We start from the raw sequence: 25170 nt of genomic DNA on the forward strand, positions 1-25170 counted from the left end.
TCTCAGGCTTTGCTTGTTTCGCCTCACGCCCCTGCCCAAAGCCCTCGAGCCTGGAACGCGCTCCCTCCCCCAGCGGCCGCCGACCAGGCGGCCTTGTGTCAACTGGAGCGTGGATCTGTCATGCCCGATCACCCGTTCTCGCCGGCAATGCATCCGCGGGGCGCGGTGACGCGCCTTGGACTTGCTCGGCCAATGTCGATTTCGGCGCCGCACGGGCGAGGCCGGCCAGCGCCAGCTTGCGGCGCCGTCGTGCCTGCAATTGCTGATCCGCCAACACGCCGATCAGAATGACCGTGCCCATCACCGCGAAGTTCAGCGAGTTGGGAATGCCCAGGATGTTCACGAGGTTCTGCAACACCTGCAGCAGCGCCGTGCCCAGCACGATACCGAGAATAGACCCCTCGCCGCCGCGCAGGCTGCACCCGCCCAGGACGGCGGCCGCGATCGCGTAGAGCTCGTAGAAATTGCCGAAGGAGCTCGGCGAGACCGAGTTCGTGTAGAACACGAACAAGACCGTCGAAACTCCGGCGAGCCCGCCGCTGATGATATAGGCGGTTGCGATCACGACGTTTGTGCTGATGCCCGAGAAGCGCGCCGCCTCTTCGTTCTTGCCGACGGCATAAAGCCAGCGCCCGTAGACCGAGCGGTGCAGCAGCACAGCGAGGATCAGCGCAAGGACGATCAGCAGGATGAAGGTGTTCGGGATTCCCGCCACATTGCCCGAGGCGATGTTGCTCAGTGTCGCCGCCTCGTCGCCATAACCGAAGCCGCGGGTCGAATCGCTCGTGTAGTAGCGGGCGGCGCCGCGATAGATCAGCAACCCACACAGCGTCACGATGAAGGGCTGCATCTTCAGCCGGGTGATCAGGAACCCCTGGATGCCGCCAAGCACCAGCCCGCCCAGCAGCACGGCCGCCAGCGCCAGAGGCCACGGCACGTCGTAGGTCGTCAGAAGGTCGACGAACACGACGCCGAGCAGCGCAAACATCGAGCCGAGCGACAGGTCGATGCCGCCGGTTATGATCACGAGCCCCTCGCCGAGCGCGAACACACCGAACAGGCCGATCAGATTGGCCATGTTCAAGAGGTTCACCAGCGACAGGAAGGCGGGATTGATCGCGCCCGTGATGGCGGCGATCACCACCAGCAGCAATCCCAGACCGAGCTCTTTCCTGATCATGGCGCAGCCGCTTCCGCGGTTTCGAGCGCCTGGCCAATGGCCAGTCGCAATACGTTGTATTCGCTGAACTGCTCCCGCTCGAGCACGCCGCTGACGCTGCCTTCATGCATCACCGCCACCCGGTCGGAGACGCCGATGACTTCCTCCATGTCCGAGGAGATCATCACGATCGCGACGCCATGGTCGGCGAGGTCGCGCATCAGCGCGTAGATCTCGCTCTTGGCACCGACATCGATGCCGCGGGTGGGCTCGTCGAAGAACATCACGCGCGGCTGCATGGACAGCCATTTGCCGAGCACGACCTTCTGCTGGTTGCCGCCGGAGAGCGTCACCACCTCCATGTCGATGCTCGGCGCCTTGATGGAGAGGCGCCTGACCTGCTCTTTCGCGACCTTGCGTTCGGCCGCGCCGCTGACCAGCCACATCCGCGCATGATCCAACAGGCTCGCCAGCGTCATGTTCTCGCGAATCGGCAGCTCCAGCACGAGCCCGGATTTCTTGCGATCCTCCGGCACCAGATAGATGCCTTGGCTGATCGCGTCGCGCGGCGATGCGATTGCGATCGGCGCGTTGTCGATCCTGATCTCGCCGCCCAGCAGCGGGTCAACCCCGAAGGCCGCGCGGGCAAGAGAGGTGCGGCCGGCGCCTACCAGCCCCGCCAGGCCCAGGATCTCGCCATGCCGCACCGAAAGATCGACCTGCCGGTCGGGAAAGGCTGATGTCACGACGCCGACGATGTCGCAGCCGCCCGGCTGCGGCGGGTATTTCGGCGGAGTATGCAGCGCTTTCAGGTCGCGGCCGATCATCAGCCGGATCATCGCGGCATGGCTTAGCTCGTTCCGCGCCAGCTCTCCCACCGTGCGGCCGTCGCGCAGCACCACGACGCGGTCGGCGCAGGTCATGATCTCGCCGAGCCGGTGGGAGATATAGATCACCGAGATGCCGTGTGCCTTCAGGTCGGCAATCACCTCGAGCAGCCGTTCCGTCTCCGAAATCGTCAGGCTGGAGGTCGGCTCGTCCATGATGATCACGCGGGCGTCGATCGAGAGCGCCTTGGCGATCTCCACCATCTGACGCTCGGCGATGGACAGGTCTTCGACCAGCGTATCCGGCGCGAAATCCGCACCCAGCCGCTCCAGCAGCGGCGTCACGCGGGCGCGCATCTGCGCGCTGTCCACCAGCTTCAGCGGCCCGCCCACCAGCTTCTCGCGCCCGATGAAGACGTTCGCGGCGACGTCGAGATTCTCGAACAGGTTCAATTCCTGATGCACGAAGGCGATGCCGGCCTGCGTCGCCTCGTTCACCGTTATCCGCGCGTAGTCGTTACCGCCGATGCGGATCACACCCTCGCTCGGCGCGATCACGCCGCCGAGCACGCGCATCAGCGTCGACTTGCCGGCGCCGTTCTCGCCGATCAGGCCCAACACCTCGCCGCGGTACACCCGCAGGCTGACGTCATCGAGGGCCATGACCCCGGGATAGGATTTGCTGATCCCGGCGAGTTCGAACAGGATTTCCGCCATTCATTTCCTCCCGCACGACGCCCGGCGGACGTGCCGCCGGGCGCCTGATACTCACTTCTTGAGGAGGTTCTTCATGTCTGCGGTGAACGCCGCGACGTTGGCCTTGCTGATTACCTTGGTCGGCACGATCAGCTTGCCGCCCGCCGGGATCCAGGACTTATCGCCGTTCAGCGTCTTGATGATGTTGGTGGCGGAGAGATAGCCGAACTCGTAGGGCTGCTGCACCACCGTCGATTCGATCGTGCCGTCGGAAACGCCCCGCAGTGTGCGCTGGTCCTCGTCAAAGCCGACGATCTTCACCTTGCCGGCCTTGCCCGCCGCCTTGACGGCGTCATAGATCAGCGGTGTCTCGTAGCTCCAAAGCCCGGACAACAGCGCGATGTCGGGATATTTGACGAGCACGTTCTCCATGTTCGCCTTGGCCTTGGCGAAGTCCACCTGGTCGGTGAACACGTCGACCAGCTCGACCTTGGTGCCGGCGATCGCGTCCTTGATACCCTGCACCCGCTCGCGGGCATTGTCCGCATCCATCGTGCCGACGAACAGCGCGATCTTGCCGCCGTTCGGCAGCGCCTTCTTGATCTCCTCGCCTGCTTGGCGTCCGGCCGCGACGTTGTCGGTGCCGATATAGGCAAGGCGATTGCTCTGCGGCGCGTCGCTGTCCGTCGTGATCAGCACGGTCTTGGCCGCAACCTTGTTGAGCTCTTCGGTTGCGTGCGGCGCATCATCCACCGAGATGGAAATGCCGGCGACGCCGCGCACCAGCAGGTCGTCCAGCTCGCGCCGCTGGCCGGCCGCGGTGGCCTCGTTGGTGACGATCAACTGGATGTCGTATTCCAGGTGCTCCTTCTGAGCCTTCTCGAGCCCACGGCCCGCGATGGTCCAGAAATCGGCCGCGGCATTGGTGACCAGCGCAATGGTCTTTTTCTGCTGAGCCTGCGCCATTCCCGTGGCCATCGCGAGCGCGGCGGCGGTCGCGAGCAGCGGCACTATCAATTTCTTGATTGATCCGTTCATGTGTATCTCCCTTTGTTCACCCACTCCGGGGCTTCACAGCGCTTTTGCGCCCTTATTTTATTTACGCCGCGAAGAAATGACGCAGCGCAAAGTGTCAAGATCAGGATGTACGAGCGTCTTATTCAAGCGTAAATAGTACATAAGGTACGATATTAGTAAACATGGCGCCCAAAGACGTTTTCCGAATGTGCTTTTTACGCCACAGTACTGCACCGCGCGCATATTAAATTCACCAATAGAATTAAAGGGGCAACATGGTTGACCAGACTGAGCCGCCGAGACGCGTTTCAACCGTGGCCCGCGGCTCGAACCGTGGCCGCCTGGTCGAAGTCTTGCGACGCCAAGGGCCGTTGCCGCGTGTGGAGCTCGCCCGGAACACGGGATTGAGCTTCCCGGCCGTTTCAGGCCTGACGTCGCGGCTGATCGCGGAAGAGATGCTGTGCGAGACCGAGACAGCGGCAACCGCATGGTCCGACGATCCCGACGAAGAGGATGCGGACGGGCCGAATGGCCGTCGCCGCGGCCGGCCGGCCGTGCTGCTGACCTTGAACCCGGAGTTCGGGCGCATCGTCGCGATCTCCGTGCGTATGAACCTGATCGAGACGCTGATCGCGGATTTCCGGGGCTCCGGCGTGGCGCAGTCGCGACTTGCACTGTCGACGCGCGCGCTCGATGCAGACGCGCTGCGCGATCTCGTGATCGCGCAGATCAATGCGCTGCTCGATGCGACGGCGACGCCGCGCCATCGGCTATTGGGAATCGGGATTGCGCTGCAAGGCATCGTGAACGTCGACACCGGCACGACGCTGTGGAGTCCCGCGCTGTCGATCACCGAAGTCGATCTGGCGACGCCGATACGTCAGGCGTTCGGGGTCGAGGTCGTGATGGCGAACGACGCTGTCGCGGTCGCGCTCGCCCTCACGTCCGCCGAACCGGCATTGGCGCAAGGCCTCTCGGCCACGATCATGGTCGGTCACGGCATCGGGATGGGCGTCGTTGCCGATGGTGAAGCACGCTGGGGCGCCGGCAGCGAGATCGGCCATGTCAAGCTGGCGCCGGACGGCCCGCAATGCCGCTGCGGCCAGCGCGGCTGCATCGAGGCTTATCTTGCCGATTATGCGCTCTACCGCGACGCCCGCACCTTTCTCGATCTGCCGCCGGCGGACTCGCAGCAGCCGTCCGAAGGACAGATGGCTCTGTTGCGCGAGCGCGCACTGGGCGGAGATCCACGTCTCGAGCACCTGTTCCTGCAGGCGGGTCGCGCGCTCGCGGAGGCGGTCGCCGCAACCATATCGGTGCTGCGGCCGCACCATGTCATCCTGGCGGGTCCAGGCCTGATGGCATTCGACATGATGCGCCACGCCTATGAAGAGCGGCTCGAGCAGTCGGTGTTGCCATGGCTGCTCAGGTCCACGGCGATCCATCTGCGTCCAAGCGAGTCGACGGTCATTGTCGAGGGCATGGTGCGGCGGACGCTGCGGGTCGTCGACCAAAACCACATGGAAGCGACCGAGTAAGCGCCGCGAGCTAAGCGCTGGCTGGGGCGGGAGGGTCCCCACCCACATTCCGGTCACCTCGCCGGGGCAGCTATATACCTGAAAAATCAGACAAATTGGGGCGACATCAAGGGGTGTGTATCACCCCGGTGCTTCACCATCAAGTGCGCCAATGATCGGGGTTACGAACTGCGCTGTGGCGATGAAAACTGTCCTCGATGACACTGCAATCGACGAGGACAGCGCGTCGTCAGGCCGTGCGCTTGTTGGAACGCCCACGATGCTCAGGAACACGCCGTCGATCGCGGGCTGACGCGTGGCGGGCAGCAGGCTCTGGGCCTGCAGCCTCGGCAACGGCCTCCACGTCGACGGAAGCGGCGGCTGGGAGCGCGCGGGGCCCTCCACCGAAGGAGCACCGGCCGCAGAGCGGAACCAGTGCGCCGGCAACGCAAGCCGCGGCTTTGGGCAACGGGCGTCCGGTCAAGCAGCTTGCCAAGCGCGCTACTGCTCGAAGATGGTGCCGCGGAAGGCGGCGGCCTGCGCCGGGGTCAGACTGGCGCGCAATTCGGTGCGGATCAAATCAATCACGGCATTCCCGAGCTCGGCCTGTTCGATCAGATGCCACACCGCTCGCCCGACCTCACCATCGCGAATGCCCTGCTCTCGCACCGACGCGCTGCGGAGCCGACGCTTGCCGAGAGCGAGCTGGCGGCGAACGGCAGCGACGCGCTCCTCCGCAATCTCGACCCGGCTGCGCGGCAGCTCGCGCGGGTTCGGATCCGTTTTGACACTGACATAGCTGGGCGCGGGCCGGGGGAAGGCAGACATCTAGAGCTCCTGTGGATGTGATCGGGTTACCGGAGCGGCTCATTATCCAGCTGGAGCAGCAAGTCGCCACCCCCTCGCAAGGCGCTATTCCGAGCGAACGATGCGGGGGCCATTTTCCGGATACAGCGCCGAAACGGAGACCGCCTCGGAGGCCGAGAGGTCGCACTCCTGGTAGCGGGCGGGCTCTGCTCCGCTCGGCCGTATCCCGCGGGATCGGCACAAGGACCATGGTGGCCCCTCTGGAGCTGATCGTGCCGACGTCGAATGACCCAGAACCGGCGTCCTGTGTTTTGTCTCCGCTGCCCGTTTTGAGCTTGCGGCCTGCGGGTCTAGGATGCCCGGTATCCAGAAGCAGAACGGCGCGCTTCATCTATACATAGGTTTCCAACGTGATCAGCAGCCTCGGGTTCGACATGGGTTTGGTGCAACGCTCGCGAGGCGGCGATGCGCTCTGGCATTCCGCCTATGTGTGCGGCGGTTCGGCGCGCCTCGCCGACGGCTCAGTCGTCGACTTTTCGGCGCGAAATGACGTTGTCGCCGCCTTCGTCGTGAAGCCGAAAGGCGCGCCGGCCTGGGCTGCCGACAGCACGCAATTGTGGAGGCGCGCGGTCGCGGCGGAGAAGCGAGCGGATGCGCAGGAAGCCCGACTCTTCGAGTTGACGATCCCGCGTTCCATCCCAAAAAAGCACTGGGTGGAGCTTGCGCGCCACGTAGCCAGCGCCTTCGCTGTTCACGGCATGATCGTGCAGGTGGGCATCCACTGCCCCATGGCGTCCGTCGGCGACATCAATCCTCACGTGCACTTCATGACCACGATGCGCGAGATCGTAGACGGAACGTTTTCGCGCCTGAAGGCGCGCCACTGGAATAAGATTTTCCACGGCGCTGCCAAAGTCGTCCGCTACAAAATGGCGGAGATGTTGAACGAGTTTTGCCGAAGCAAGGGCGTGGACTGTCAGGTCGACCCCCGCTCGAATGTCGAGCGCGGGTTGCCCGCGGCCGAAGTCCGCTTACCGCACTGGCACGTCCTGCACTACCAGCGCACGGGCCAGAAGACCCCCGCCATGGAACGACGTGACCAGGAACGCGCGGCGCGCTCGGAAGTCGCTCGCCTGGAGGCTGAATGCGCTGAACTCGAGCGTGAACTCGAGGCAGCTCGTGCCGAGGCGAGAGTGACCAGTTCTGAAGAACCTTGCTTGGCCGACCCGCCGCAGCCGACCCGCTATTCTGTAAACAATGCGGTACCAGGCAAGGTTGGCGGGTACCCGAATTTGGTTGCAGCTACGGCGGTTGCCGAGATCGCGACGGACCTTGATCCCCCAAGTTCGAGGTACGGACCGTGACCGTCGAGGTCGGCGAGCCGCGGCGAAACTACATAAGAACCTTCTGGCGTGCAGAAAGACCCAATCTTGTGTTACCCGAGGCAATTACAGCGGCTCGCCGTCGGGTCACCCCACGGCCCGGTGCGAGTACCCTCAAATCCATCTTCTTGAGAAGCGACTATCAGTGTGCAACCAGCGGACAGGCCCATGATTCTTTGCCGGACATAGTCTGAACGAGTTTATAATAGTCCAAAGGTTGTTTGGACTCCTCGGTTTTCTTGAGCTGCATGATTTTCATGCTCCATCAGGCCGTCGGCACGGAGCTTGCCGTTGCTGGTGAACATGTCGTCGATCTTCATGATACTCCTCGCGGACAGTCGAACCGCTGGCAGCTCATATCAGGCACTATCGGGCTTCTTGCGGACAAGCCGACGACGGCGCCTCTCTGGAAGAGCAAGATAGTCGGAGCGGCGCACATCTTGGAACGATTGCCGCTTTCGAGCCGCCGAGCCACCTCGAAAGCCCTAGCTCCCAGCCTTACGCCGCCAGAACGTCCTGCACGCTCGCAAGACCAGACCAGCGGCGCCACCTCGCTCATCCGGGCGAGCGCCGCGCTCAAGCACCGCAGAGATCGCCTGGGGACCGAAGGCAGCCTATCTGCTAACGGTCCGGACACCGCTCTATGCGGTCTGGCATTAGCTCCGTACGAAATCTGCAAGCGCTGGTCTCGGTTTCGAGGATCCAGGCATCAGGGGCGCCGCGAGCGTGCCCACACGCAGCGGCCCGCTTCCGGACGGCGCGCTCCGCATCGTTGCCGGTGGTGTAAAGGAAGACCCGGCGCAGACCCCGTGAGGTTCTGCACAGGCTCGGCGGAACAGGTGGACATACCGGGGCCTCAGCAATCCGGAATCCCTGACCCGTGCTAACCGCCAGGAACGAGGCGGTGGTCCCAAGGATTCGTCCTCGGCAGGAGCTCTCTGAAGCTGATGACGAGGGAAAAACCAAAGGCGATCCGGACGCTGCGCGGCTGGGCCATCTCGGTGCTGCAGGAGGCCGGCGCCATCCACGAATGCGATGAGCACGGCTGGGCGAAGGACCGTGCCGACCCACATGCGCGGGAGCACGCCTTGGATCTGGCCAGACAGGAGCCACCAACCAGCTTGTCTCCGGATGACGCGGTGGCCGAGCTCCGCCAAGTGCTGGACTCGATCGGCGATACCTGCCCGGAATGCCCCTCCGACATGGAATAGACTGACTCCTCCGCCGAGTGCGCTCGGGCGTAAGCGCCCGCAGGTCCGATCCACAGCGGATAGCGCTTCTGCGCATCAAGGCTACCGACAGAACCTTGCGGCCGTGCAGGGAGCAGGCGAGCTCGGAAGCGGGTCGCGCAGCCTCGGAACCAAACGGCCCCTAAAGCATTGTGAAGGATTGCATTTCTAACGTAATCCATTCGAGCCTCGGCTCGCTCGATGACCGGGGCACCATGGGGACCTCCTCCGAGACAGCGATCTTTTCGACGGGCAGCCGCCGGCCGAGCTTAAGACGACCCTGTCCATGCTGCTTCGGGCGGAAGCCCAGATCGTGCTGTTTTGGGGTCCGGAGTTCGTGGCCCTGTACAACGACGCCTACGCCCCCACCATCGGCGACAAGCACCCTCGCGCTCTCGGTCGCCCGGCAAAGGAGAGCTGGAGCGAGCTCTGGGACGATCTGGAGCCGCTGCTCCGGAGCGTACGGGACACCGGAAGAACGTTTTCGTCCAAGGATCGGCCGTTCTACATCGAGCGGCACGGCTTCGGAGAGACCGTCTATTTCGACGTTTCCTACTCGGCCGTTCCGGACGGCGATGGCGGCGTCGGAGGCGTGCTGTGCATCGTCTCGGAGACGACCAAGCGCGTGCGCGCCGAGGCGGCACTCCGGGATAGCGAGGCTCGCCTGCGGGACCTGAACGAGAAGCTCGAGCAGCGGGTCATGGAGCGGAGCCGCGAACTCGAGCGCGCCCACGTCGCGCTGCGCCAGGCGCAGAAGATGGAGGCTGTCGGCCAGCTGACGGGCGGGATAGCTCACGACTTCAACAACCTTCTCCAAGGCATCACCGGCAGCCTCGATCTGATCCGGCGCAAGCCAGACGATGCGGGCCGTGTCAGCCGATGGGCGGAGGCGGGACTGAAGGCCGCCGACCGCGGCGGGCGCCTCGCCGGACAGCTGCTCGCGTTCTCCCGCACCCAGAAATTGGATATCGCATCGATCGACATATCGAGCGCTCTCGCCGGGTTCGCCGACACGCTGCGCAGGACCATCGGACCGTCGATCGACCTCCGCATGGATCTCGATACGGACGGCGTCTTCGCCAAGGGAGATCGGACGCAGCTCGAACTGGCCGTGCTCAATCTCGCCTTGAATGCGCGTGATGCCATGCCGGGCGGAGGCGAGCTCTTCATCGCCGCCCGCCGGTGCCGCCTCACAGGTGAGCCCGACCTACAGGACGGCGACTATGTGGAGCTGTCGGTGAAGGATTCGGGGACCGGCATGAGCGCAGAAGTCGCGGAGCGTGCCTTCGAACCGTTCTTCACGACGAAGGACGTCGGCAAAGGCAACGGCCTCGGCCTCAGTCAGGTTTACGGCACGCTTCATCAATCTGGAGGCGCCGTGAGGATCGAGAGTGCGCCAGGTACCGGAACGACCGTGCGGCTCTACTTACGCAGGACGGAAATCCAGCCGCGGCGAGCCGAGGAGCTTTCGGTCCCGGCAGACCTCGCGCCTGCGGCCACGGTGCTGATCGTCGATGACGATCCGGACGTGCGCACCTTCCTGACAGATTCGCTGGAGACCCTGGGGTACTCGTCCGTCGTCGCGGAGGACGGCGCGTCGGCGCTGAAGGTGGTCGAACGGATCGCTCCTGCAGCGGTGATACTGGACTTCGCGATGCCCGGCATGAACGGTGCGGAAGTGGCGAAGCGGGCTCGACAGACCCGGCCCGATCTTCCGATCATCTTCGCGAGTGGCTACTCGGAAACCGCAGCGCTCACTCCTGTGCAGGAAAGCAAACATTCGCGCATGCTTCACAAGCCGTTCAAGGTAGGTGAACTACAATCCGCTTTGGCCGAATTGCTCGCCAGACCGGATTGAGCAACTGCAGCACAGCGGCACGCCCGACCAACGAATCGACGGTTGGCGACATTTGCCCTGAGTGCCTGGACAGATCGGGCCGGAACATCCCAGGTCTCCGGCCGTTCCTGATTCCGCACGTAAATCAATGTTTGAGGCACCGCCTGTGCGCATACTTGTCGTCGAGGACGATGAACTAATTCGAGAATTCGTCGTCGAGGCGTTGCGCGAGGAAGGATTCGAGGTTGTCGAGGCGGAGAACGGGGAGCAGGCGCTGGCCTGGTACGGAGGACACGAGCCGGACTTTCTCGTCACGGATATCAGGTTGCCGGGCCGCATCGATGGATGGGAGATCGCGGAGCGCTGCCGGGAGCATGATCCCGACCTGCCCGTGATCTACGCGACCGGCTACTCACCCGTCGCGGCCCGTCCAGTGCCGGGCAGCCGATGTTTGCAGAAGCCGTACCATCCCGACGCGATCGTCAGCGCGGTGCGAGAGATGGCGAGGGGAACCCCAGGCATCTCGCACTAGCTCGGCCAATTTGGGCATCTCGGTTGCGCACACGGCACTCGCAATTCCGCAACGAGCATGGCTAAAGTCCGACTACATCCCAAAACGGGTCAGGAGTGCCGATGGCAGGCGTGATCGAACGCAACAATGTGCACCTCCGCGGCGAGGGCAACCGGGCGATGATCTTCGCCCACGGCTTCGGATGCGACCAGAACATGTGGCGCTTCGTGGCGCCGGCCTTCGAGAAGGAATTCACGACCGTCTTGTTCGATCACGTCGGCGCCGGCGGTTCGGATCTTTCCGCGTACGAACGTAGCAAGTATTCGAGCCTGGCGGGTTATGCCGACGACGTGGTGGAAATCGGCCGGGAACTGGACCTTAAGGATGCGGTGTTCGTCGGGCACTCTGTCAGCAGCATGATCGGCGTGCTCGCCGAGCAGAAGTCGCAGGGCATGTTCGGAAAGCTGGTGCTCATCGGCCCCTCGGCCCGCTACATCGACGACGACGGCTACGTGGGCGGCTTCAGCGCCAAGCAGATCGAGGAACTACTGCAGTTCCTGGAGTCCAACCACATGGGCTGGTCCACGCAGATGGCGCCGGCGATCATGGGCAATCCTGATCGGCCGGAGCTTGGCGAGGAGCTGACCAACAGCTTCTGCCGAACGGATCCCGAGATCGCAAAGGCGTTCGCCCGGGTGACCTTCACGTCCGACAACCGCAAGGATCTGCCGGGCGTCGGGGTGCCCACCTTGGTCCTGCAGTGCAGTGAGGACATCATCGCATCCGAGCAGGTTGGCGACTACGTCAACCGCAACATTCCCAAGAGCCGGATGATCGTTCTGCAGGCGACCGGCCACTGTCCCAACCTCAGCGCGCCCGACGAAGTGGTCGAGGCGATGCGGACATTCGTGTAGTGGACGTCTCCCGCTCCGATTTCCAGGACCTGGTCGAGAACGCACCGTGCGGCTACATCACCCTGCAGGCGAACGGTCGCGTCGACCAGGTGAACCGGACATTCCTGGACTGGAGCGGGCGTTCGGCCGAGCAGATGATCGGCAAGCGCTTCAGCGACTTCCTGACCATGCCGGGCCGCATTTACTACGAGACCCACATCGCGCCGCTTTTGCGTATGCAGGGCTCCTTTCAGGAGTTCGCCATCGACATGCTGGCCGCGGACGACACCCCGTTGCAGATGATCGCCAACGCGAACGAGCGCCGGGATGCCGACGGCAAGCTGCTGCTGATACGGCTTGCGTTGATCAAGGCGACGGATCGGCGGCGGTACGAGCAGGAGCTGCTCGCGGCGCGCGAGCTGGCCAAAGCGGCCGAGAAGGCGATCGAGGAGCGGCTTCAGCGCGAGAACCAAGCCTCCGAACTGCGCGAGCAATTCATCGCGGTTCTCGGCCATGACCTCCGCAATCCGCTCGCCTCCATCAGCGCCGGCGCTCGCATCCTGGACCGCACCGTCCAGAGCGAGAAGGAGCGCCAGATCATCGCGATGATGCAGACGACTGTGATGCGGATGTCCGCGCTGATCGACGACGTGCTCGACTTCGCGCGCGGCCGGCTTGGCGGCGGAATATCTCTCGACCGCAACACGAGTGAACCGCTGGAACGCACCCTTGCCCAGGTGGTCGACGAGCTCAGATTGGCAACGCCCGGCCGGGTGATCGAAGCCGAATTCGAGATCGATCGGCCCGTGAATTGCGACCGCACCAGGATAGGTCAGCTTCTGTCAAACCTCGTGGGCAATGCGCTGACGCATGGGTCCTCGAACAAACCGGTCGTGGTCTATGCCGAGACGACCGCGACCACGTTCGAACTTTGGGTCTCCAATGCGGGGGATGTCATCCCGCCGGAAGCGATGGACAAGCTGTTTGAGCCGTTCTTTCGCGGAAAGGCCCGCGCCAGCCGTCAGGGCCTAGGGCTAGGCCTCTATATCGCGTCCCAGATCGCAGAAGCTCACAAGGGCAAGTTGACCGTGACCTCGACGTCTGAGGAGACCCGGTTTACGTTCTCCATGCCTCTTCAATCTGTGTGAAGACCCGTTGTGGTCGGATGGTCGACGAAAGAAGGCCGGCCATTCTGATGAACCCCTTTTTGCTGGGTCAGTCCTTGGAACTAGCACATGGCGCCGCGCATGATCCTCTATGGAAAACCTGCTGGTCAGCCTGCTTCCCAAAGAACAATATTCGGTGGCGGTCCGATATGCGGCCACCCTGCTGATCGTGGGCGTCGCAACCTTGTTGCGCCTGTCGCTCTCGGACGCACTTCAACATTACCCTGTTCTGTTGTTCTTCCCGGCGGTGTTTCTATCGGCTCTTCTGTTCGATCGAGGCTCGGGCTTTTTCGCGACGATCGTAAGCGCTGTCGTCGCGGCATACCTGTTCATCGCTCCAAGTGAGAGCTTCGAGATCGACATCCGCGAATTCGTGCCGTTGTCGATTTTCATCGTTACGGAATTCACCATTTCGGCAGTCACCGAGGCGCTGCGGCAGGCTATTCAAAAACTTGCCCGCTCCGAGACGCAGAAGAGCCTGTTGCTGGAGGAGCTGAGCCACAGGACCAAGAACGACCTGTTCATGGTCTCTTCCGTTCTCACGCTGCAGGCGAGGGCGCAGAGCGATCCCAATGTGAGAGCCGCGTTGCAGGCCGCCGTCGCCCGCGTCGCGGTGATCGCGCGCGCCCAGGAGCGGCTGCGGGGTGACAATGACGGTGGCTCGGTGGAAATGGCCGCCTACCTCGAAGACCTCTGCCGCACGCTGGGTGACATGCTCCGGGATGTGCGGCCGATAGCGGTGCTGGTGAGCGCAGACAAGCTCGAGGTCAACTCGTCCGATGCTGTCTCGATCGGCCTGATCGTCAACGAGCTCGTCACGAATGCCATCAAATATGCTTTTCCCGATGATCGCGGAGGCACGGTCAAGGTCAGTCTCTCCCAAACCGGCGGCGGCGTTGAACTCGTCGTAGAGGACGACGGCGTCGGCTGTCCTCCGGAGCCTTCTCAGGGGATGGGATCCCGCCTGGTGCGCTTGTTGGCCGCTCAGATGCAGGGCGATTTGTCGCGCGACCCGCGACATGCTGGGTGCAGGACGGTCGTGAGGCTTCCGGTCCGGCCGCTGAATTGAACCGCCCGTCGGCCCTACCGCCTACGTGAAATCCAAGCTCCCATCAGAAAGGCGACAAGCAGAGAACGTAGCGGGGCTTTCACGGTCACTTCGCGGAGCTGATCTGCGAAGCGCATCGCTGCATCCGAAGCAGACGGCGGGCTTGACCGGCGCGCGGCTCCCGCGTCAGCCTTGGATGTCGCTCCAGAAGATCGTTCCATCCCACCCTGCTCGTCGACCAAGCCGGAAGCTTCCGTCATTGCCGAGGCTTCCTTGATATCCATGTGCTCTCCTTTCGCTTCAGGCGGACTTCCGCTGCGGCTTTGCGGAGGGTTTCTTTGCTGCCGCTTCCTTCGCGGGCTTTTTGCCCGCGATCGGCATCAGCATCTCCTTCTGAGCTGCCGCAGCTTTCTTCGTCTTCTTGGCAGGCTTTTTCGGAGCCTCGGTCTTGGCTGCTGCGCTGCCGACGCTCTTGCGTAGCGCGTCCAGCAGATCGACGACGTTCTCGCCTTTCGGCCGATCCTTCGGCGTGATCGGCTTGCCGGCACGCTTCTGGTTGATGAGCTCGATAAGCGCGGTCTCATAGTGGTCCTCGAACTTCTCCGGCTCGAAGCTGCCCGCCTTCTGGTTCACGATGTGCCTGGCGAGATCGAGCATGTCCTTCGTTACCTTCACGTCCTGGATCTCGTCGAAATACTCCTGCTCTGAGCGCACTTCGTAGGGGTAGCGCAGCAGCGTGCCGACGAGGCCCTTGTCCATGGGCTCGAGCGCGATGATGTGCTCGCGGTTGGTCAGCACCACGCGCCCGATCGCGACCTTGTCCATCTCGCGGATGGTCTCGCGGATCACCGCGAAGGCGTCGTGCCCGACCTTGACGTCCGGCCGGATGTAGTAGGGCCTAATTAGATAGCGCGGATCGATGTCGCTACGGTCGACGAACTCATCGATCTCGATGGTCCGGGTCGACTCTAGCGCGATCTCCTCGAGCTCCTCCTTGGAGACCTCGATGTACTGGCCCTTCTCGAGCTCGTAGCCCTTCACGATGTCCTCGTTGGGGACCTCGTCGCCAGTGTCGGCGTCGACCTTCAGGTACTTGATACGATGGCCGGTCTGCCGGTTGAGCTGGTTGAAGGAGATCTTCTCGCTCTCCGACGTCGCCGGGTAGAGCGCGACCGGACAGGTCACGAGAGACAGCCGAAGGAAGCCTTTCCAGTTCGCGCGGGGGGCCATGATTACGCAACGCTCCAGGTGCGGGGACGTGGACTCAAGACGAACGGCGCGACACAGTTCCGACACCGCCGGCAGGCGTCCACCGCAAATTGATGCCACTTCCGGTCAAGCGCCCGGCGGACGTGGGGGACAGCCTTGACTCTTACGAACAAAATAAGAACATGCGCTGATGACCCAACCCATGCCATCCGGACCGGCCAGGTTCGACTTGGAGGACGCCGACCAGGCGATTGCGGCCTGTGGGGGCGGCGCCCGGGAAGCTCTCAAGGCGCTCATCGTCGCAAATGGCTTCCTGGAGGCGCGGCTCGAAGAGCTGCGGGCTTCGATTTCTGCCGGCTATTCGCGCGGCCGGTTCGACGTACCGCGCGACCGAAAGGATTGGTACGACTGACATGCCCGCGGTGACCTACTATGTGGCTCTGCCGTTCCTCCCTTCGGATGACGGTGTCGCTGCCGGCGAGGCCGTCGAATGCTTCAATCCCAACGCCGCCGTGATGAAAGCCGAGGCGCTTTCGCGAAAGAACGGCGTTGTCGGAGCGGTGGCCTTCAGCCGCAGCGGGGATCCGGCTACGGGCGAATTCGGAGACGCAACGGTGATCCGCAAGTTCGGCGACCTGCCGGAAGACCTGAGCACCCTGTGAAGGGACGCGCGGAGAAGTGCTGCGAAGAGACCCGCAAGGCGACTACCTTCCGCTGAGCGACAGACTCATTCGAGTGACGATGTTGTCCCAGGCGTGCTCTTCCTCGGCGGGATAGTCGATCAACACGCAATGGATCAGCCGCCCCGAGAAGTTGCAGCGGTTGTACCAGACCTTGTCGCCCTTGTAGCTGGAGACCGCAAAGAACCGTGGTGTCACTCGCTTGTACTGAATGCGTGAAGGCGGGTGCTTTTTCGCGAGAAAGGCCGCAGGTGAATCGTTCTCGACGTTGGGCGCGGCCTGGATCGTGATGTCGGCACGCCCGTCGGGTCTTCGGAACCGTTGCCCGTATCCGTCGGGTCGGCCAGCTTCTTCCGTGAAGATCGAGGAGGGAAAATCCATGGAGGTGCCGGTCTGGGGAATGGTGTACCTGGTCCATCGCACCGGCTGCGCCGAGGCCGTCGCTGTCGAGACGACAAATGCAAAGGCGAGAGCGCTCATCGATTTCATCGCACTTCCCTCCGACCGACACGGAGCAAAAAGCCGGATCGTCAATTACGTTCCAGACGTCTGATGCTGCCGGAACGCGCGAGCCACTCACCTTCCTTGTGGCGATTACTGGAACCGAGCTTGGTCAGCTCGGTCTCGACGCCCGCCGGAACCCGGCACCTCGAAAGGCGCGGTCATAGCTCCTCCGGTTCTTTGGCTGCGTTGTCAGGCAGCGCGCCGCGGGGACGTTGGTCGGCGGAGCCGGCCGGCCTCCTCCGCCTGGCACCTCGGGCACCTGAACTGGATTTCGCGTAGCGCGAAAGCAGACCTTTGGATGTTTGCCGCCATAGGCCATGCACCGCATTGGGGACATTTCTCCAGCAGGGTCTCCGATTCTATCATCGCACCGCTCCTACCCGCGCCCACAGCCGCCAACGCTCGGAGACAACCCGCGTTCCGAACGGGTCCTCAGCGAGACACGGAACGAATCAGGGCGACGGCGTTGAATCGGCATGTGTGCCGTGGCGTTGCGTCAGTCTCGTTCGGGAGTATCGCGTGTCCACGGCGCCATCAAAGTTGCTATCCCTGGTTACATCGAGCCGTGTGATCCCACATTGCGGGAGAAGCCGCCTCGCGGCGAAGAGTGGGTCTACGAGATCAAGGCGGACGGTTACCGTGCGCAACTGCATCTTGAAGCTGCGACATCAAAGTCTATTCGCGCACGGGCCTAGATTGGACCGAACAGTTCTCCTCGATCGCAGCGAGCGCCGAGCTGCTCAAGGCAAACAGCTTCGTCATCGACGGCGAGGCCGTGGTGTACGGCAGTGGCGGCCTGCCGGACTTCCAGCAGCTCAGGCGAGAGCTCGGCCCGAAGCAAAGCGAGCGCGTGCGCTATCACGCCTTCGATCTCTTGTACCTTGACGGGTACGACCTGCGCCGCGTCGTGTACGAGGAACGCAAGCGCCTGCTGCAGCGCCTTCTGAAGGGCGCACCGGAGACATTCATCTATGTCGAAGCGCTTGCGGGCGACGGCAACGTAATCCTCGAAAAAGGGTGCCAGCTGGGGCTGGAAGGCCTGATCGGCAAGCGGCTCGGCGAACCCTATCGCTCGGGGCGGCAGGAGAGCTGGATCAAGCTCAAATGCAAGAAGAGCGAGACCTTCCCGATCATCGCGTTCGTGGAGAAGCTAGGGGCGCGCCCCCGGAAAGTCGCCTCGCTCTACGTCGGCCGACACGACAACGGCAAGCTGCTCTACGCCGGCAAGGTGCGTACCGGCTACACCGAGACGACCGCGCGCGAACTGCGCGAGCGGCTTGATCCATTGATCCGCAAGGCTTCTCCGCTCGATGTGACCGTCAAAAAGCCGAAGGCGACCTGGGTCGAGCCGACCCTTGAAATCGAGGTTCAATATGGCGCGCGGACCGATGATGGCTTGCTCCGAGAGGCCGTATTCAAGGGCTTTCGCGATGATCTTGCGGTGCGCAAGGTCAAGGCGCCGCGGCTGGTGCCCTCCGTGGCTGGCCGGCCGAAGCTGGGCGTTCCCCGAGAAAACATCCTGCAGCTTCTGCCCGAAGCGGTTGTCCCCTCGAAAGAAGAACTCGCCGACTATTGGAGCCGGGTCTGGAAGAAAGCCCTCCCGCACCTCGGGCATCGTCCGCTCAAGCTGGTGCGTCACGTGCACGGCACCACCTTCTATCACAAGGGGCCGCTGCCGAAGGACATTCCGGCCGCCGTGCACCAGCTCCGGATTCAGAAGCGCGAGGGTGGTGAGGGAACGCGCCTGTGGGTCGACAACCTGGATGGTTTCCTTGGACTGGTCCAGATCGGGGCCGTCGAGCTGCACCCGTGGAATGCGATCGTTGAGGACTTCGAACATGCCGACCGCATCGTGATCGATCTCGATCCCGGAGAGGGCGTCGATTGGGATGCCGTGGTGGAAACCGCGCTCGACCTGCGCACGCTGATGAAACGCGAGGGCTTCGAGACATGGCCCAAGCTCACCGGCGGCAAAGGAATCCATCTGATGGCGCCGCTGGACCAGCCGGTGCTGCACGACAAAGCGCATCGGGTCGCGCATCAGTTGGTCTCCGCCCTCGCAACGCGTCATCCAGACCGCTACCTCCTGTCTGCTCAGGCAAAGCGTCGCGATCGCATCTTCCTCGATTATCTGCGCAATGGCCGCGGTACCACGGCCATCGGCACCTATTCCCCGCGTGTGCGGCAGGGATTTCCGATCGCAGCGCCCGTGACCTGGAAGCGCGTCGAGAGCGGGATCGCGCCGGACGCCTTCACCATCGGCAGTCCATTCCGCGCGAAGTCGAGGAGGTGAGCCACATGTCGGATGCATTTGATCGATGGGTGGAATGGCGCCACAAACCTTCCCGTGACAGGCGGAGCATTCCTGCCGAACTCTACGCCGCGGTGATGTCCCTGCCTGAAGACGATCGTTCCGACCGGCAGAGGGTGAACGAGGCCGTCCGCCACCATAAGAGGCTCGCCGCGAGGGAAGAACCGTTTGGCTCTACCTCGACGATTACCAGGACGGCAGAACGCACGCGGCAGGCGAGCCCGGATGGATAAAGGTGTTTGCGTCCGCCGACGTCGCCGACAGGTGGTTCAAGGAAAATGACCCTGAAGGCGTGGCCTGGGAATACGAAGTGGAAGGTGGTCCAGCCGAAGGATCGGTCTGGCTCTACTCACCGGACCCGGGCTCCCGAGACGTTGGGGACGCCGATTGGGTCAGGCTCATTGTTTCCAAAGACAGCGCGAAGAAGTGGGTTGAGGCCAACGAGCCGAACCGCCGAGCTGTCAACGAACGCACTCATCCGCGTCACTCCTGAACAGGGTACTCCCAAATGTCGCGTCGCCGCCGCCAAGCGGGATGCTCAGATGGGCGCGCCAAATCGATCCTCCAGAGCATCGACCAGCACCTTACCACCGACCTGTTGCTGACCGAGACTTGGCAACTGCTCAAGGCCAAGTTCGGAAAGGACGTTGCGGACACTTTCTGGGAGCGTCTGCGCGACAGCGGAGTTCGGGTCGAACCCGTCGTCCGCGCCGATCTGGATGCGGCTTCGGAGATTGACGCAAGGTTTCCGGACGAGAGCTTTTCCTTGATCGACCGAACGAGTTTTGCGCTGATGGAGCGCCTGGGGACCACCGGAGCCGCGACGTTCAACCCGGACTTCGCCGCATACCGAGCCCGCCGCGGTCGCGAGCGACCTTTCCAGATACTGAGCGAAGGCCACAGCGAGGTCTTCACGGCGCTCCGGGAGGCGCCTCTCGTACGTCGGCCCGTGCACGTGAGCAATGGCGGCCAGCGCCAGATGGTCTGTCCACACATATTCATATTAGGCCACGCCGCCGGGGAGGAGCGCGCGCTCGCGCTTCTTTGTGGAGCCAACTTCGAGCACGAAGCGTCTGGTCCAAGCAGATGGATTTGCCTTCGGCTGTCGAAGGTCGACGACGTTCGCTTCGCCGATGCGTCCTGGGTAGAGCGAGAGTATCCGGCACCGGTACAGCGATGTGTCGATCAGGTGTACCTAGACGCGAGGCTGTCGGTCCACGCGTAAGCGTACGCTAGGACCTGTACTCACCCCGGCTTACCAGCGCAAAGCGGAAGCTCCGACTATGAGCGGAACCGGCCAACTGTGACCGGTTGCCGAGTGTGTTCATGCCGTCTGTCGGTGCCAAGCCAGGCAGGGCAACGTCGCGAGATCATCCGTAGAAGTACGGCAGCCCGCTTTCGTTTACGCTTCCTTTCTGGAAGGCACCGCATTTTACAAGGGAAACCAGATACTTGCTCTCATTTCCAGCCACTTTAGGGTGTATTCATGACGGGTCTCTCGCTGCGACTGAGCCATAAAATATTGCTCATCGGGATCGTCGGCATCGCCGGACTAATCGTTTTCGGCGGCATCTATCTGAACGGTAATGCTTCGCAGGAAGCAGCGCGAACGGTCGCTGAAGAGGCTCGTAAGGTTTCCACGCTGAACGATAAACTTGGGCGGGACTTGTTAAATGCGCGCCGGGCCGAGAAGGACTTTCTGCTTCGGCGAGACGAGGAGACCTCCAAGCGCCATGCCGCATTGACTACGACCATCAACAGCGACATCGATCACCTCGGCAAGGCCGTCAGGATTGGCGAGTTCGCCGCTCTGGCCGAAACAGTTGGTGTGCTTGCGCAAGGTTTTACCGAATATTCCAAGCAATTTTCTGCGCTGGAGCAGAACGAAGGCAAGCTTGGTTTGAACGAAAAGTTGGGGCTCAGTGGAGCGCTGCGCAGTTCGGTACATGATATTGAGGCGAAGCTGACGCAGCTGGACAACTCGAAGTTGGCCGCGGGCATGCTGATGATGCGTAGGCATGAGAAGGATTTCATGCTCCGTCGCGACCGCGTCTATGTCGATCAATTCGAGAAAAGCGCCAACGAATTTGCAAAGGCAGTGCAAACATCCGATCTCGCTCCAGCGATGAAGGGTGACATCGAGAGTAAACTTCAAAAGTATCGGGCCGACTTCAATGCCTGGGCCGACGGCGCACAGCAGGCGGCCGCCAGTGCAATCGCCATGTCCAAAGCTTATGCACAGATGGAGCCGCGGATCGAACAGATCGCAACCGACATCGAGCACCGGTACAACGCGGCTCAGGCCAAAGAGACGGAAACGATTGCGAGCATCAAGCGCTGGATGCTGATAACCTTGGCCCTCATGGTACTGGTTGTCTCGAGCCTCTCGCTGACGATCTCCCGGGCGGTCACCAAAGCCATCGTGTCCATGGTCCAAGCCATGGTCCGACTTGCGAAGGGTGATATGACCGTCGCCATCCCCGGCGTCGGCCGCCATGACGAAATCGGCGAAATGGCCGGTGCCGTCGACGTCTTCAAATCCAACATGATCGAAGCCGAGCGCCTGCGGGCGGAACAAGCGGACAGTGCGCGACGCCAGGCCGAGCAGCGCAAGGCGGATATGAATCGTTTGGCGAGCGAGTTCGAGGCGGCGGTTGGCGAGATCGTCGAAACCGTGTCCTCGGCATCCACCGAGCTCGAAGCATCGGCAGCAACGCTGACAAAGACGGCCGAGCACGCCCAGGATCTTGCAACCAACGTCGCTTCCGCTTCGGAGGAAGCTTCAACCAACGTCCAGTCGGTCGCTTCTGCAACAGAAGAGCTGACATCCTCAGTGACCGAGATCAGCCGGCAGGTTCAGTCTTCAGCACGTATGGCCACTGCAGCCGTGGGCCAAGCCAGGACTACAACAGCAAAGGTCAGCGAGCTTTCGAAGGCCGCCGCCAAAATCGGAGACGTAGTAGAGCTGATCAACACCATTGCCGGGCAGACGAACCTGTTGGCCCTCAACGCGACCATCGAGGCTGCGCGCGCCGGCGACGCGGGCCGCGGTTTTGCCGTCGTCGCCTCCGAAGTTAAGGCCCTGGCCGAGCAGACAGCCAAGGCAACCGGCGAGATCGGTCAGCAGATCGGCAGCATCCAGTCGGCCACCGACGAATCCGTGCAGGCCATCAAGGAAATCTCGGGCACCATTGAGCTATTGTCCGAGGTGTCATCGACCATTGCCGCCGCCGTCGAGGAGCAAGGCGCCGCGACCCAAGAGATTTCACGCAACATCCAACAGGCCGCGCAGGGCACGCAACTGGTCTCGTCAAATGTTACAGAAGTTGAGCACGGGGCAGCTGAGACCGGTTCTGCATCTACACAGGTGCTTGCGGCAGCACGCTCCTTGTCGACTGAGAGCAACCGGCTGAGGAGCGAACTCGATCGCTTCCTGCTTACTGTGCGAGCGGCCTGACCCTGCTCCCCATCGACTTCACGTCTGCATGGCGGCGACCAGCCGTCCTGCTGAACCCGCCCGTCTGAGATACGTGCCGAAAAATCCCGCCGGAACGTGAAGAATGAGCGTGGCCCCGCCTTTTGGGGGCTGGGGGGCTTGATGGCGGAGCCACGCGGGCCGTGCATTCGCGCGGGCCCGCCATATCAACGGTATTCGGCCGAGCCCGTTCCATGCTCGACTCAAGCCCGCGCGCAGCGAAGACCTAGGGGTCCGGAGGCCGCAGCGGGCCATCCGCCCACTTGCGGGCATCCGGGTCGTGTAGCGGGTCATCGTTGCAATTGGTGCACACGTACCGCGGCCGCCGTTCCGAAGCTTCGTCGGACACAGCTTTCATCGGCTTGCCGCACCCCGGGCACGCCTTCCGGACCGGATGGAGCATGGCCATCTGTTTTCCCCCTGCGATGGCACTCTAGTTCAGTTGAGATCGCGAGCTCAAGCTGGCCGATAAAAATTAGGTCGGGTTCACGCACTGTTGCGCGCCTTCTTGACTCCGCCGCCGCACAGCACTCAACTCTGGGCAGTGATGTTGAGGGGCGTGTCATGGAGCAGGAGTTCTACCGAGGTCTGGCCCAAAGGGTCCGAGGTATGGCGGAGAAGGCCGATCCGTTCACCCGGCGTCGTCTCCTAGATCTCGCCAAACGGTATGACAGCAGGGGCGGTCAGCCCTCGGCATCCGGACCGACCGAGCTGCCGACGCCTCGCACGACGCCGCCTGCAGCGATTTTCTCTGGGCCGGCGAGGCATGACGCCCACACCCGTGTCGTTCTCGATGGTGCGGCAGCGCGCAGCCGATGAAGCCTGGCGGCCGTCCCACAGTGCGCGAAGGGATCTGCCGACAGACGCTTCCCCAGGACCAAGCTCGCGTACCCAGCCGGTGGTCCTGGCCTCACCTGCGACGATTTGATGCCGTGAGCGGGTGCGGCATCGCGTTTCCCCTGAACGCGATCCTAGCGCCCTGGAAGGGGGTCCGGGAAGGTGCTGCGCCTTGCACCGGTAACGAGCTGCCGCGTAGGCTACCCTTCCGGCACGTTGTGCTCGGCAGCCCCGCGCAGGGAACTGAGTTCTGACCACGCGAGCGCGGCAGTGATCCATCTCTGCCGCTCTGCGCCCTTTGCTTCGGCGGCAAGCTTCATCGCCGCGGCGGCCTCGCGCTTGGGGTCGTACTCGAGATCCATGGATACAAATATAGCTGCAGATCGTAAACGATCACGCACCAGTGGGACCGTAGCAATCCGGGGTCGGCAACCATACGCAGATGCTGTCGAGCCGTCCGCAGATGCCCCGCCCGATCCGCCCCCATTCATAGGCGGGCACCTCCGGAGCGATCGAGGCCTGCGCGAACGTCCCGCAAGCGAATCCAACTGCACCGACACTCCCAAAAGCCCGTGAATTGCTTTGTCTTTCAGATATCTCGTGCCGGGAGCTCCCGATATTGTGGGGCCTCACGGGACTACCTCATCGGCCCACACGAGAAGAGATGTTTCAAGACGCATCGGATCTGGCCGCGATGGCCGAGGCACTAGGCCGGTCGAGCGACTACCGGGTGCTGCGGCGCCTGGTGCCGCGGCCGACGTCCATACCGGCCTCTGGACAGGAAACCAAGATCGGCATCTTGCTCGACACCGAAACCACCGGCCTCGACCACCGCAAGGACGAACTCATCGAGCTCGGCATGGTCAAGTTCGGCTACACGCCGGACGGGCGCATCATTGAGGTCAGGGAGACGTTCTCCGCCTTCAATGAGCCGTCCGAGCCGATCCCGGCCGAGATCACGGCGCTTACTGGCATCACCGACGAAATGGTGGCTGGCCACAAAATCGACGAGGCAGCCGTGAACGCCTTCGTCGACGACTCCGTGGTCGTCGTCATTGCGCACAACAGCGGGTTTGATCGCAAATTTTCCGAGCGCTACTGGCCCGTCTTCGAGCGGAAGGCGTGGGCATGCTCCGCGACCGAGGTCGATTGGCGGCAGCACGGCTTCGATGGTGCGAAGCTCGGCTACCTTCTGAATGGCGCCGGCTATTTCCACCAGGCGCACCGCGCGGTTGACGACTGTCACGCGCTGCTCGAGATCTTGGACTTCGACCTACCAACGACCGGCGCGCCCGCGCTCGCCGTCCTGCTCGAGACCGCACGACAGAAAACCGTCCGGATCTGGGCCGAACAGTCGCCGTTCGAACTCAAGGATTCGCTGAAGCGCCGCGGCTATCGCTGGAGCGACGGCACGGACGGTCGGCCAAAGTCCTGGTACGTCGACGTCCGCGAGTCCGCGCTGGACACCGAGCTCGCGTTTCTCCGGACCGAGATCTACCTGCGCGACGTGGAGCCGCGCCTGCAGACGCTGACCGCCTTCACCCGCTTCTCCACCCGCGTTTAAGCGGCCAGCTTGGAGCAGGCCGCCTCTGGATTGGAGCGAGAGCGCGGGCCTCAGCGGCCGAGACGCTTCTCGACCCGTTTGCGGGAATTGCCGACTTTCTTGACCGCTTTCTTGACGGCGGAGACCGATCGGCCGGTCTTCTTCGCCTCATAGCCGACCTCGTACTTCTGTCCGCCGGCGACGCGCGCCCGGTCCTGCTTGCGTCCTCGCGCGGTCTTCTTCTTCGCGGCTGCCATCGGCACCTCCTTCTGCGAATCTGATGGCGGTGCAACGCCCTGAGGATTCCGGAGGTTCCCCAAGCTCCTCGCTGTTGCCATAAGCCCTTAGACCGTGAGAGACGCACCCGTCTCTGCTTCATATTCGAACAGCGAGAGACTATGCGATCTATCCGCGAACCTTTGGCATCGCGCCCACGCACTAGGTTCCTAACGGACCAGCCGAACCGGCCTCGAGTCCCGACCGTTGCCGACCGAACCATCGGCCGTGGCCTGCGTTTACCGA

The 25170-nt window shown here is 63.0% G+C and carries 23 protein-coding genes and 1 pseudogene; 15 read left to right on the forward strand and 9 right to left on the reverse strand.

From position 1 onward, the window contains the following. Nucleotides 1-118: 118 nt before the first annotated feature. Genes ABIB91_RS13460 through ABIB91_RS13470 form a run of 3 tightly spaced genes read right to left on the reverse strand, consistent with a single transcriptional unit; the run spans nt 119 to nt 3720 of the window. Nucleotides 119-1180 (reverse strand): ABC transporter permease, encoded by a 1062-nt coding sequence (locus tag ABIB91_RS13460; RefSeq protein ID WP_007594180.1) that lies wholly within the window; start codon nt 1178-1180, stop codon nt 119-121. Beyond that, nucleotides 1177-2703 (reverse strand): sugar ABC transporter ATP-binding protein, encoded by a 1527-nt coding sequence (locus ABIB91_RS13465; RefSeq protein ID WP_354161594.1) that lies wholly within the window; start codon nt 2701-2703, stop codon nt 1177-1179. Before ABIB91_RS13465 ends, ABIB91_RS13460 begins: the two co-directional genes overlap by 4 nt. 51 nt (nt 2704-2754) lie before the next feature. Continuing rightward, a complete protein-coding gene (locus ABIB91_RS13470; RefSeq protein WP_354161597.1) occupies nt 2755-3720 on the reverse strand; it encodes a sugar-binding protein in 966 nt (321 codons plus the stop codon). Nucleotides 3721-3974: 254 nt separating this feature from the next. Between ABIB91_RS13470 and ABIB91_RS13475 the strand changes: the two genes are divergently transcribed. Beyond that, nucleotides 3975-5237: an ROK family protein gene (locus tag ABIB91_RS13475; protein WP_354161600.1), complete on the forward strand. Its 1263-nt coding sequence runs from the start codon at nt 3975-3977 to the stop codon at nt 5235-5237. A 480-nt stretch (nt 5238-5717) separates the two neighbouring features. Here the strand turns inward: ABIB91_RS13475 and ABIB91_RS13480 are convergent, their stop codons facing one another. Continuing rightward, nucleotides 5718-6044 carry a hypothetical protein gene (locus ABIB91_RS13480; RefSeq protein ID WP_354161603.1) on the reverse strand — a complete coding sequence of 109 codons (327 nt, stop codon included), beginning with the start codon at nt 6042-6044 and terminating at the stop codon, nt 5718-5720. Between the two features lie 389 nt (nt 6045-6433). Here ABIB91_RS13480 and ABIB91_RS13485 point away from each other — a divergent pair, with 389 nt between their 5' ends. From ABIB91_RS13485 to ABIB91_RS13515, 7 genes are all read left to right on the forward strand, one after another. Continuing rightward, nucleotides 6434-7387 (forward strand): MobA/MobL family protein, encoded by a 954-nt coding sequence (locus ABIB91_RS13485; RefSeq protein ID WP_354161606.1) that lies wholly within the window; start codon nt 6434-6436, stop codon nt 7385-7387. A gap of 965 nt (nt 7388-8352) precedes the next feature. Next, entirely contained in the window at nt 8353-8616 is a 264-nt protein-coding gene (locus ABIB91_RS13490; RefSeq protein WP_354161609.1) for a hypothetical protein, read from the forward strand. A gap of 304 nt (nt 8617-8920) precedes the next feature. Next, a complete protein-coding gene (locus ABIB91_RS13495; RefSeq protein WP_354161612.1) occupies nt 8921-10492 on the forward strand; it encodes a response regulator in 1572 nt (523 codons plus the stop codon). Nucleotides 10493-10637: 145 nt separating this feature from the next. Beyond that, the gene (locus tag ABIB91_RS13500; protein ID WP_354161615.1) at nt 10638-11003 is read left to right on the forward strand and encodes a response regulator; all 366 of its coding nucleotides are present in this window, start codon (nt 10638-10640) and stop codon (nt 11001-11003) included. A 101-nt stretch (nt 11004-11104) separates the two neighbouring features. Next, nucleotides 11105-11896 (forward strand): alpha/beta fold hydrolase, encoded by a 792-nt coding sequence (locus ABIB91_RS13505; RefSeq protein WP_354161618.1) that lies wholly within the window; start codon nt 11105-11107, stop codon nt 11894-11896. Next, complete coding sequence (locus ABIB91_RS13510) at nt 11896-13023, forward strand: PAS domain-containing sensor histidine kinase (protein WP_354161621.1); 1128 nt, start codon at nt 11896-11898, stop codon at nt 13021-13023. Before ABIB91_RS13505 ends, ABIB91_RS13510 begins: the two co-directional genes overlap by 1 nt. A gap of 109 nt (nt 13024-13132) precedes the next feature. Then, on the forward strand, nt 13133-14110 hold the full coding sequence (locus tag ABIB91_RS13515; RefSeq protein ID WP_354161624.1) for a sensor histidine kinase: 978 nt from the start codon (nt 13133-13135) through the stop codon (nt 14108-14110). A gap of 14 nt (nt 14111-14124) precedes the next feature. On the opposite strand, the gene ABIB91_RS13520 is transcribed toward ABIB91_RS13515, so the two are convergent. Together ABIB91_RS13520 and ku are read right to left on the reverse strand one after the other, a co-directional pair. Next, the gene (locus ABIB91_RS13520) at nt 14125-14373 is read right to left on the reverse strand and encodes a hypothetical protein (RefSeq protein ID WP_084777410.1); all 249 of its coding nucleotides are present in this window, start codon (nt 14371-14373) and stop codon (nt 14125-14127) included. 16 nt (nt 14374-14389) lie between these two features. Then, complete coding sequence (gene ku / locus ABIB91_RS13525) at nt 14390-15319, reverse strand: non-homologous end joining protein Ku (protein ID WP_354161627.1); 930 nt, start codon at nt 15317-15319, stop codon at nt 14390-14392. A 169-nt stretch (nt 15320-15488) separates the two neighbouring features. Here ku and ABIB91_RS13530 point away from each other — a divergent pair, with 169 nt between their 5' ends. Then, nucleotides 15489-15710: a hypothetical protein gene (locus ABIB91_RS13530; protein ID WP_354161630.1), complete on the forward strand. Its 222-nt coding sequence runs from the start codon at nt 15489-15491 to the stop codon at nt 15708-15710. A gap of 1 nt (nt 15711) precedes the next feature. After that, a complete protein-coding gene (locus ABIB91_RS13535; RefSeq protein ID WP_354161633.1) occupies nt 15712-15960 on the forward strand; it encodes a hypothetical protein in 249 nt (82 codons plus the stop codon). A gap of 42 nt (nt 15961-16002) precedes the next feature. Here the strand turns inward: ABIB91_RS13535 and ABIB91_RS13540 are convergent, their stop codons facing one another. After that, nucleotides 16003-16467 (reverse strand): hypothetical protein, encoded by a 465-nt coding sequence (locus ABIB91_RS13540; protein WP_354161636.1) that lies wholly within the window; start codon nt 16465-16467, stop codon nt 16003-16005. 491 nt (nt 16468-16958) lie between these two features. On the opposite strand from ABIB91_RS13540, the pseudogene ligD reads away from it, so the two are divergent. From ligD to ABIB91_RS13560, 4 genes and pseudogenes are all read left to right on the forward strand, one after another. After that, nucleotides 16959-18775: pseudogene (ligD, locus tag ABIB91_RS13545) on the forward strand (DNA ligase D). A 526-nt stretch (nt 18776-19301) separates the two neighbouring features. Next, nucleotides 19302-20018: a type II toxin-antitoxin system VapC family toxin gene (locus ABIB91_RS13550; RefSeq protein ID WP_354161639.1), complete on the forward strand. Its 717-nt coding sequence runs from the start codon at nt 19302-19304 to the stop codon at nt 20016-20018. A 261-nt stretch (nt 20019-20279) separates the two neighbouring features. Then, nucleotides 20280-22250 (forward strand): methyl-accepting chemotaxis protein, encoded by a 1971-nt coding sequence (locus ABIB91_RS13555; RefSeq protein WP_354161642.1) that lies wholly within the window; start codon nt 20280-20282, stop codon nt 22248-22250. Nucleotides 22251-22832: 582 nt separating this feature from the next. Then, nucleotides 22833-23087: a hypothetical protein gene (locus tag ABIB91_RS13560; protein ID WP_354161645.1), complete on the forward strand. Its 255-nt coding sequence runs from the start codon at nt 22833-22835 to the stop codon at nt 23085-23087. Between the two features lie 218 nt (nt 23088-23305). On the opposite strand, the gene ABIB91_RS13565 is transcribed toward ABIB91_RS13560, so the two are convergent. After that, entirely contained in the window at nt 23306-23467 is a 162-nt protein-coding gene (locus ABIB91_RS13565) for a hypothetical protein (RefSeq protein ID WP_354161648.1), read from the reverse strand. Nucleotides 23468-23769: 302 nt separating this feature from the next. Here ABIB91_RS13565 and ABIB91_RS13570 point away from each other — a divergent pair, with 302 nt between their 5' ends. After that, entirely contained in the window at nt 23770-24669 is a 900-nt protein-coding gene (locus ABIB91_RS13570; RefSeq protein WP_354161651.1) for a 3'-5' exonuclease, read from the forward strand. Between the two features lie 50 nt (nt 24670-24719). Here the strand turns inward: ABIB91_RS13570 and ABIB91_RS13575 are convergent, their stop codons facing one another. Next, entirely contained in the window at nt 24720-24905 is a 186-nt protein-coding gene (locus ABIB91_RS13575; protein WP_354161654.1) for a DUF3606 domain-containing protein, read from the reverse strand. Nucleotides 24906-25170 lie beyond the last annotated feature (265 nt).

The sequence above is a fragment of the Bradyrhizobium sp. JR4.3 genome, assembly GCF_040547695.1.
Lineage (GTDB): Bacteria > Pseudomonadota > Alphaproteobacteria > Rhizobiales > Xanthobacteraceae > Bradyrhizobium > Bradyrhizobium canariense.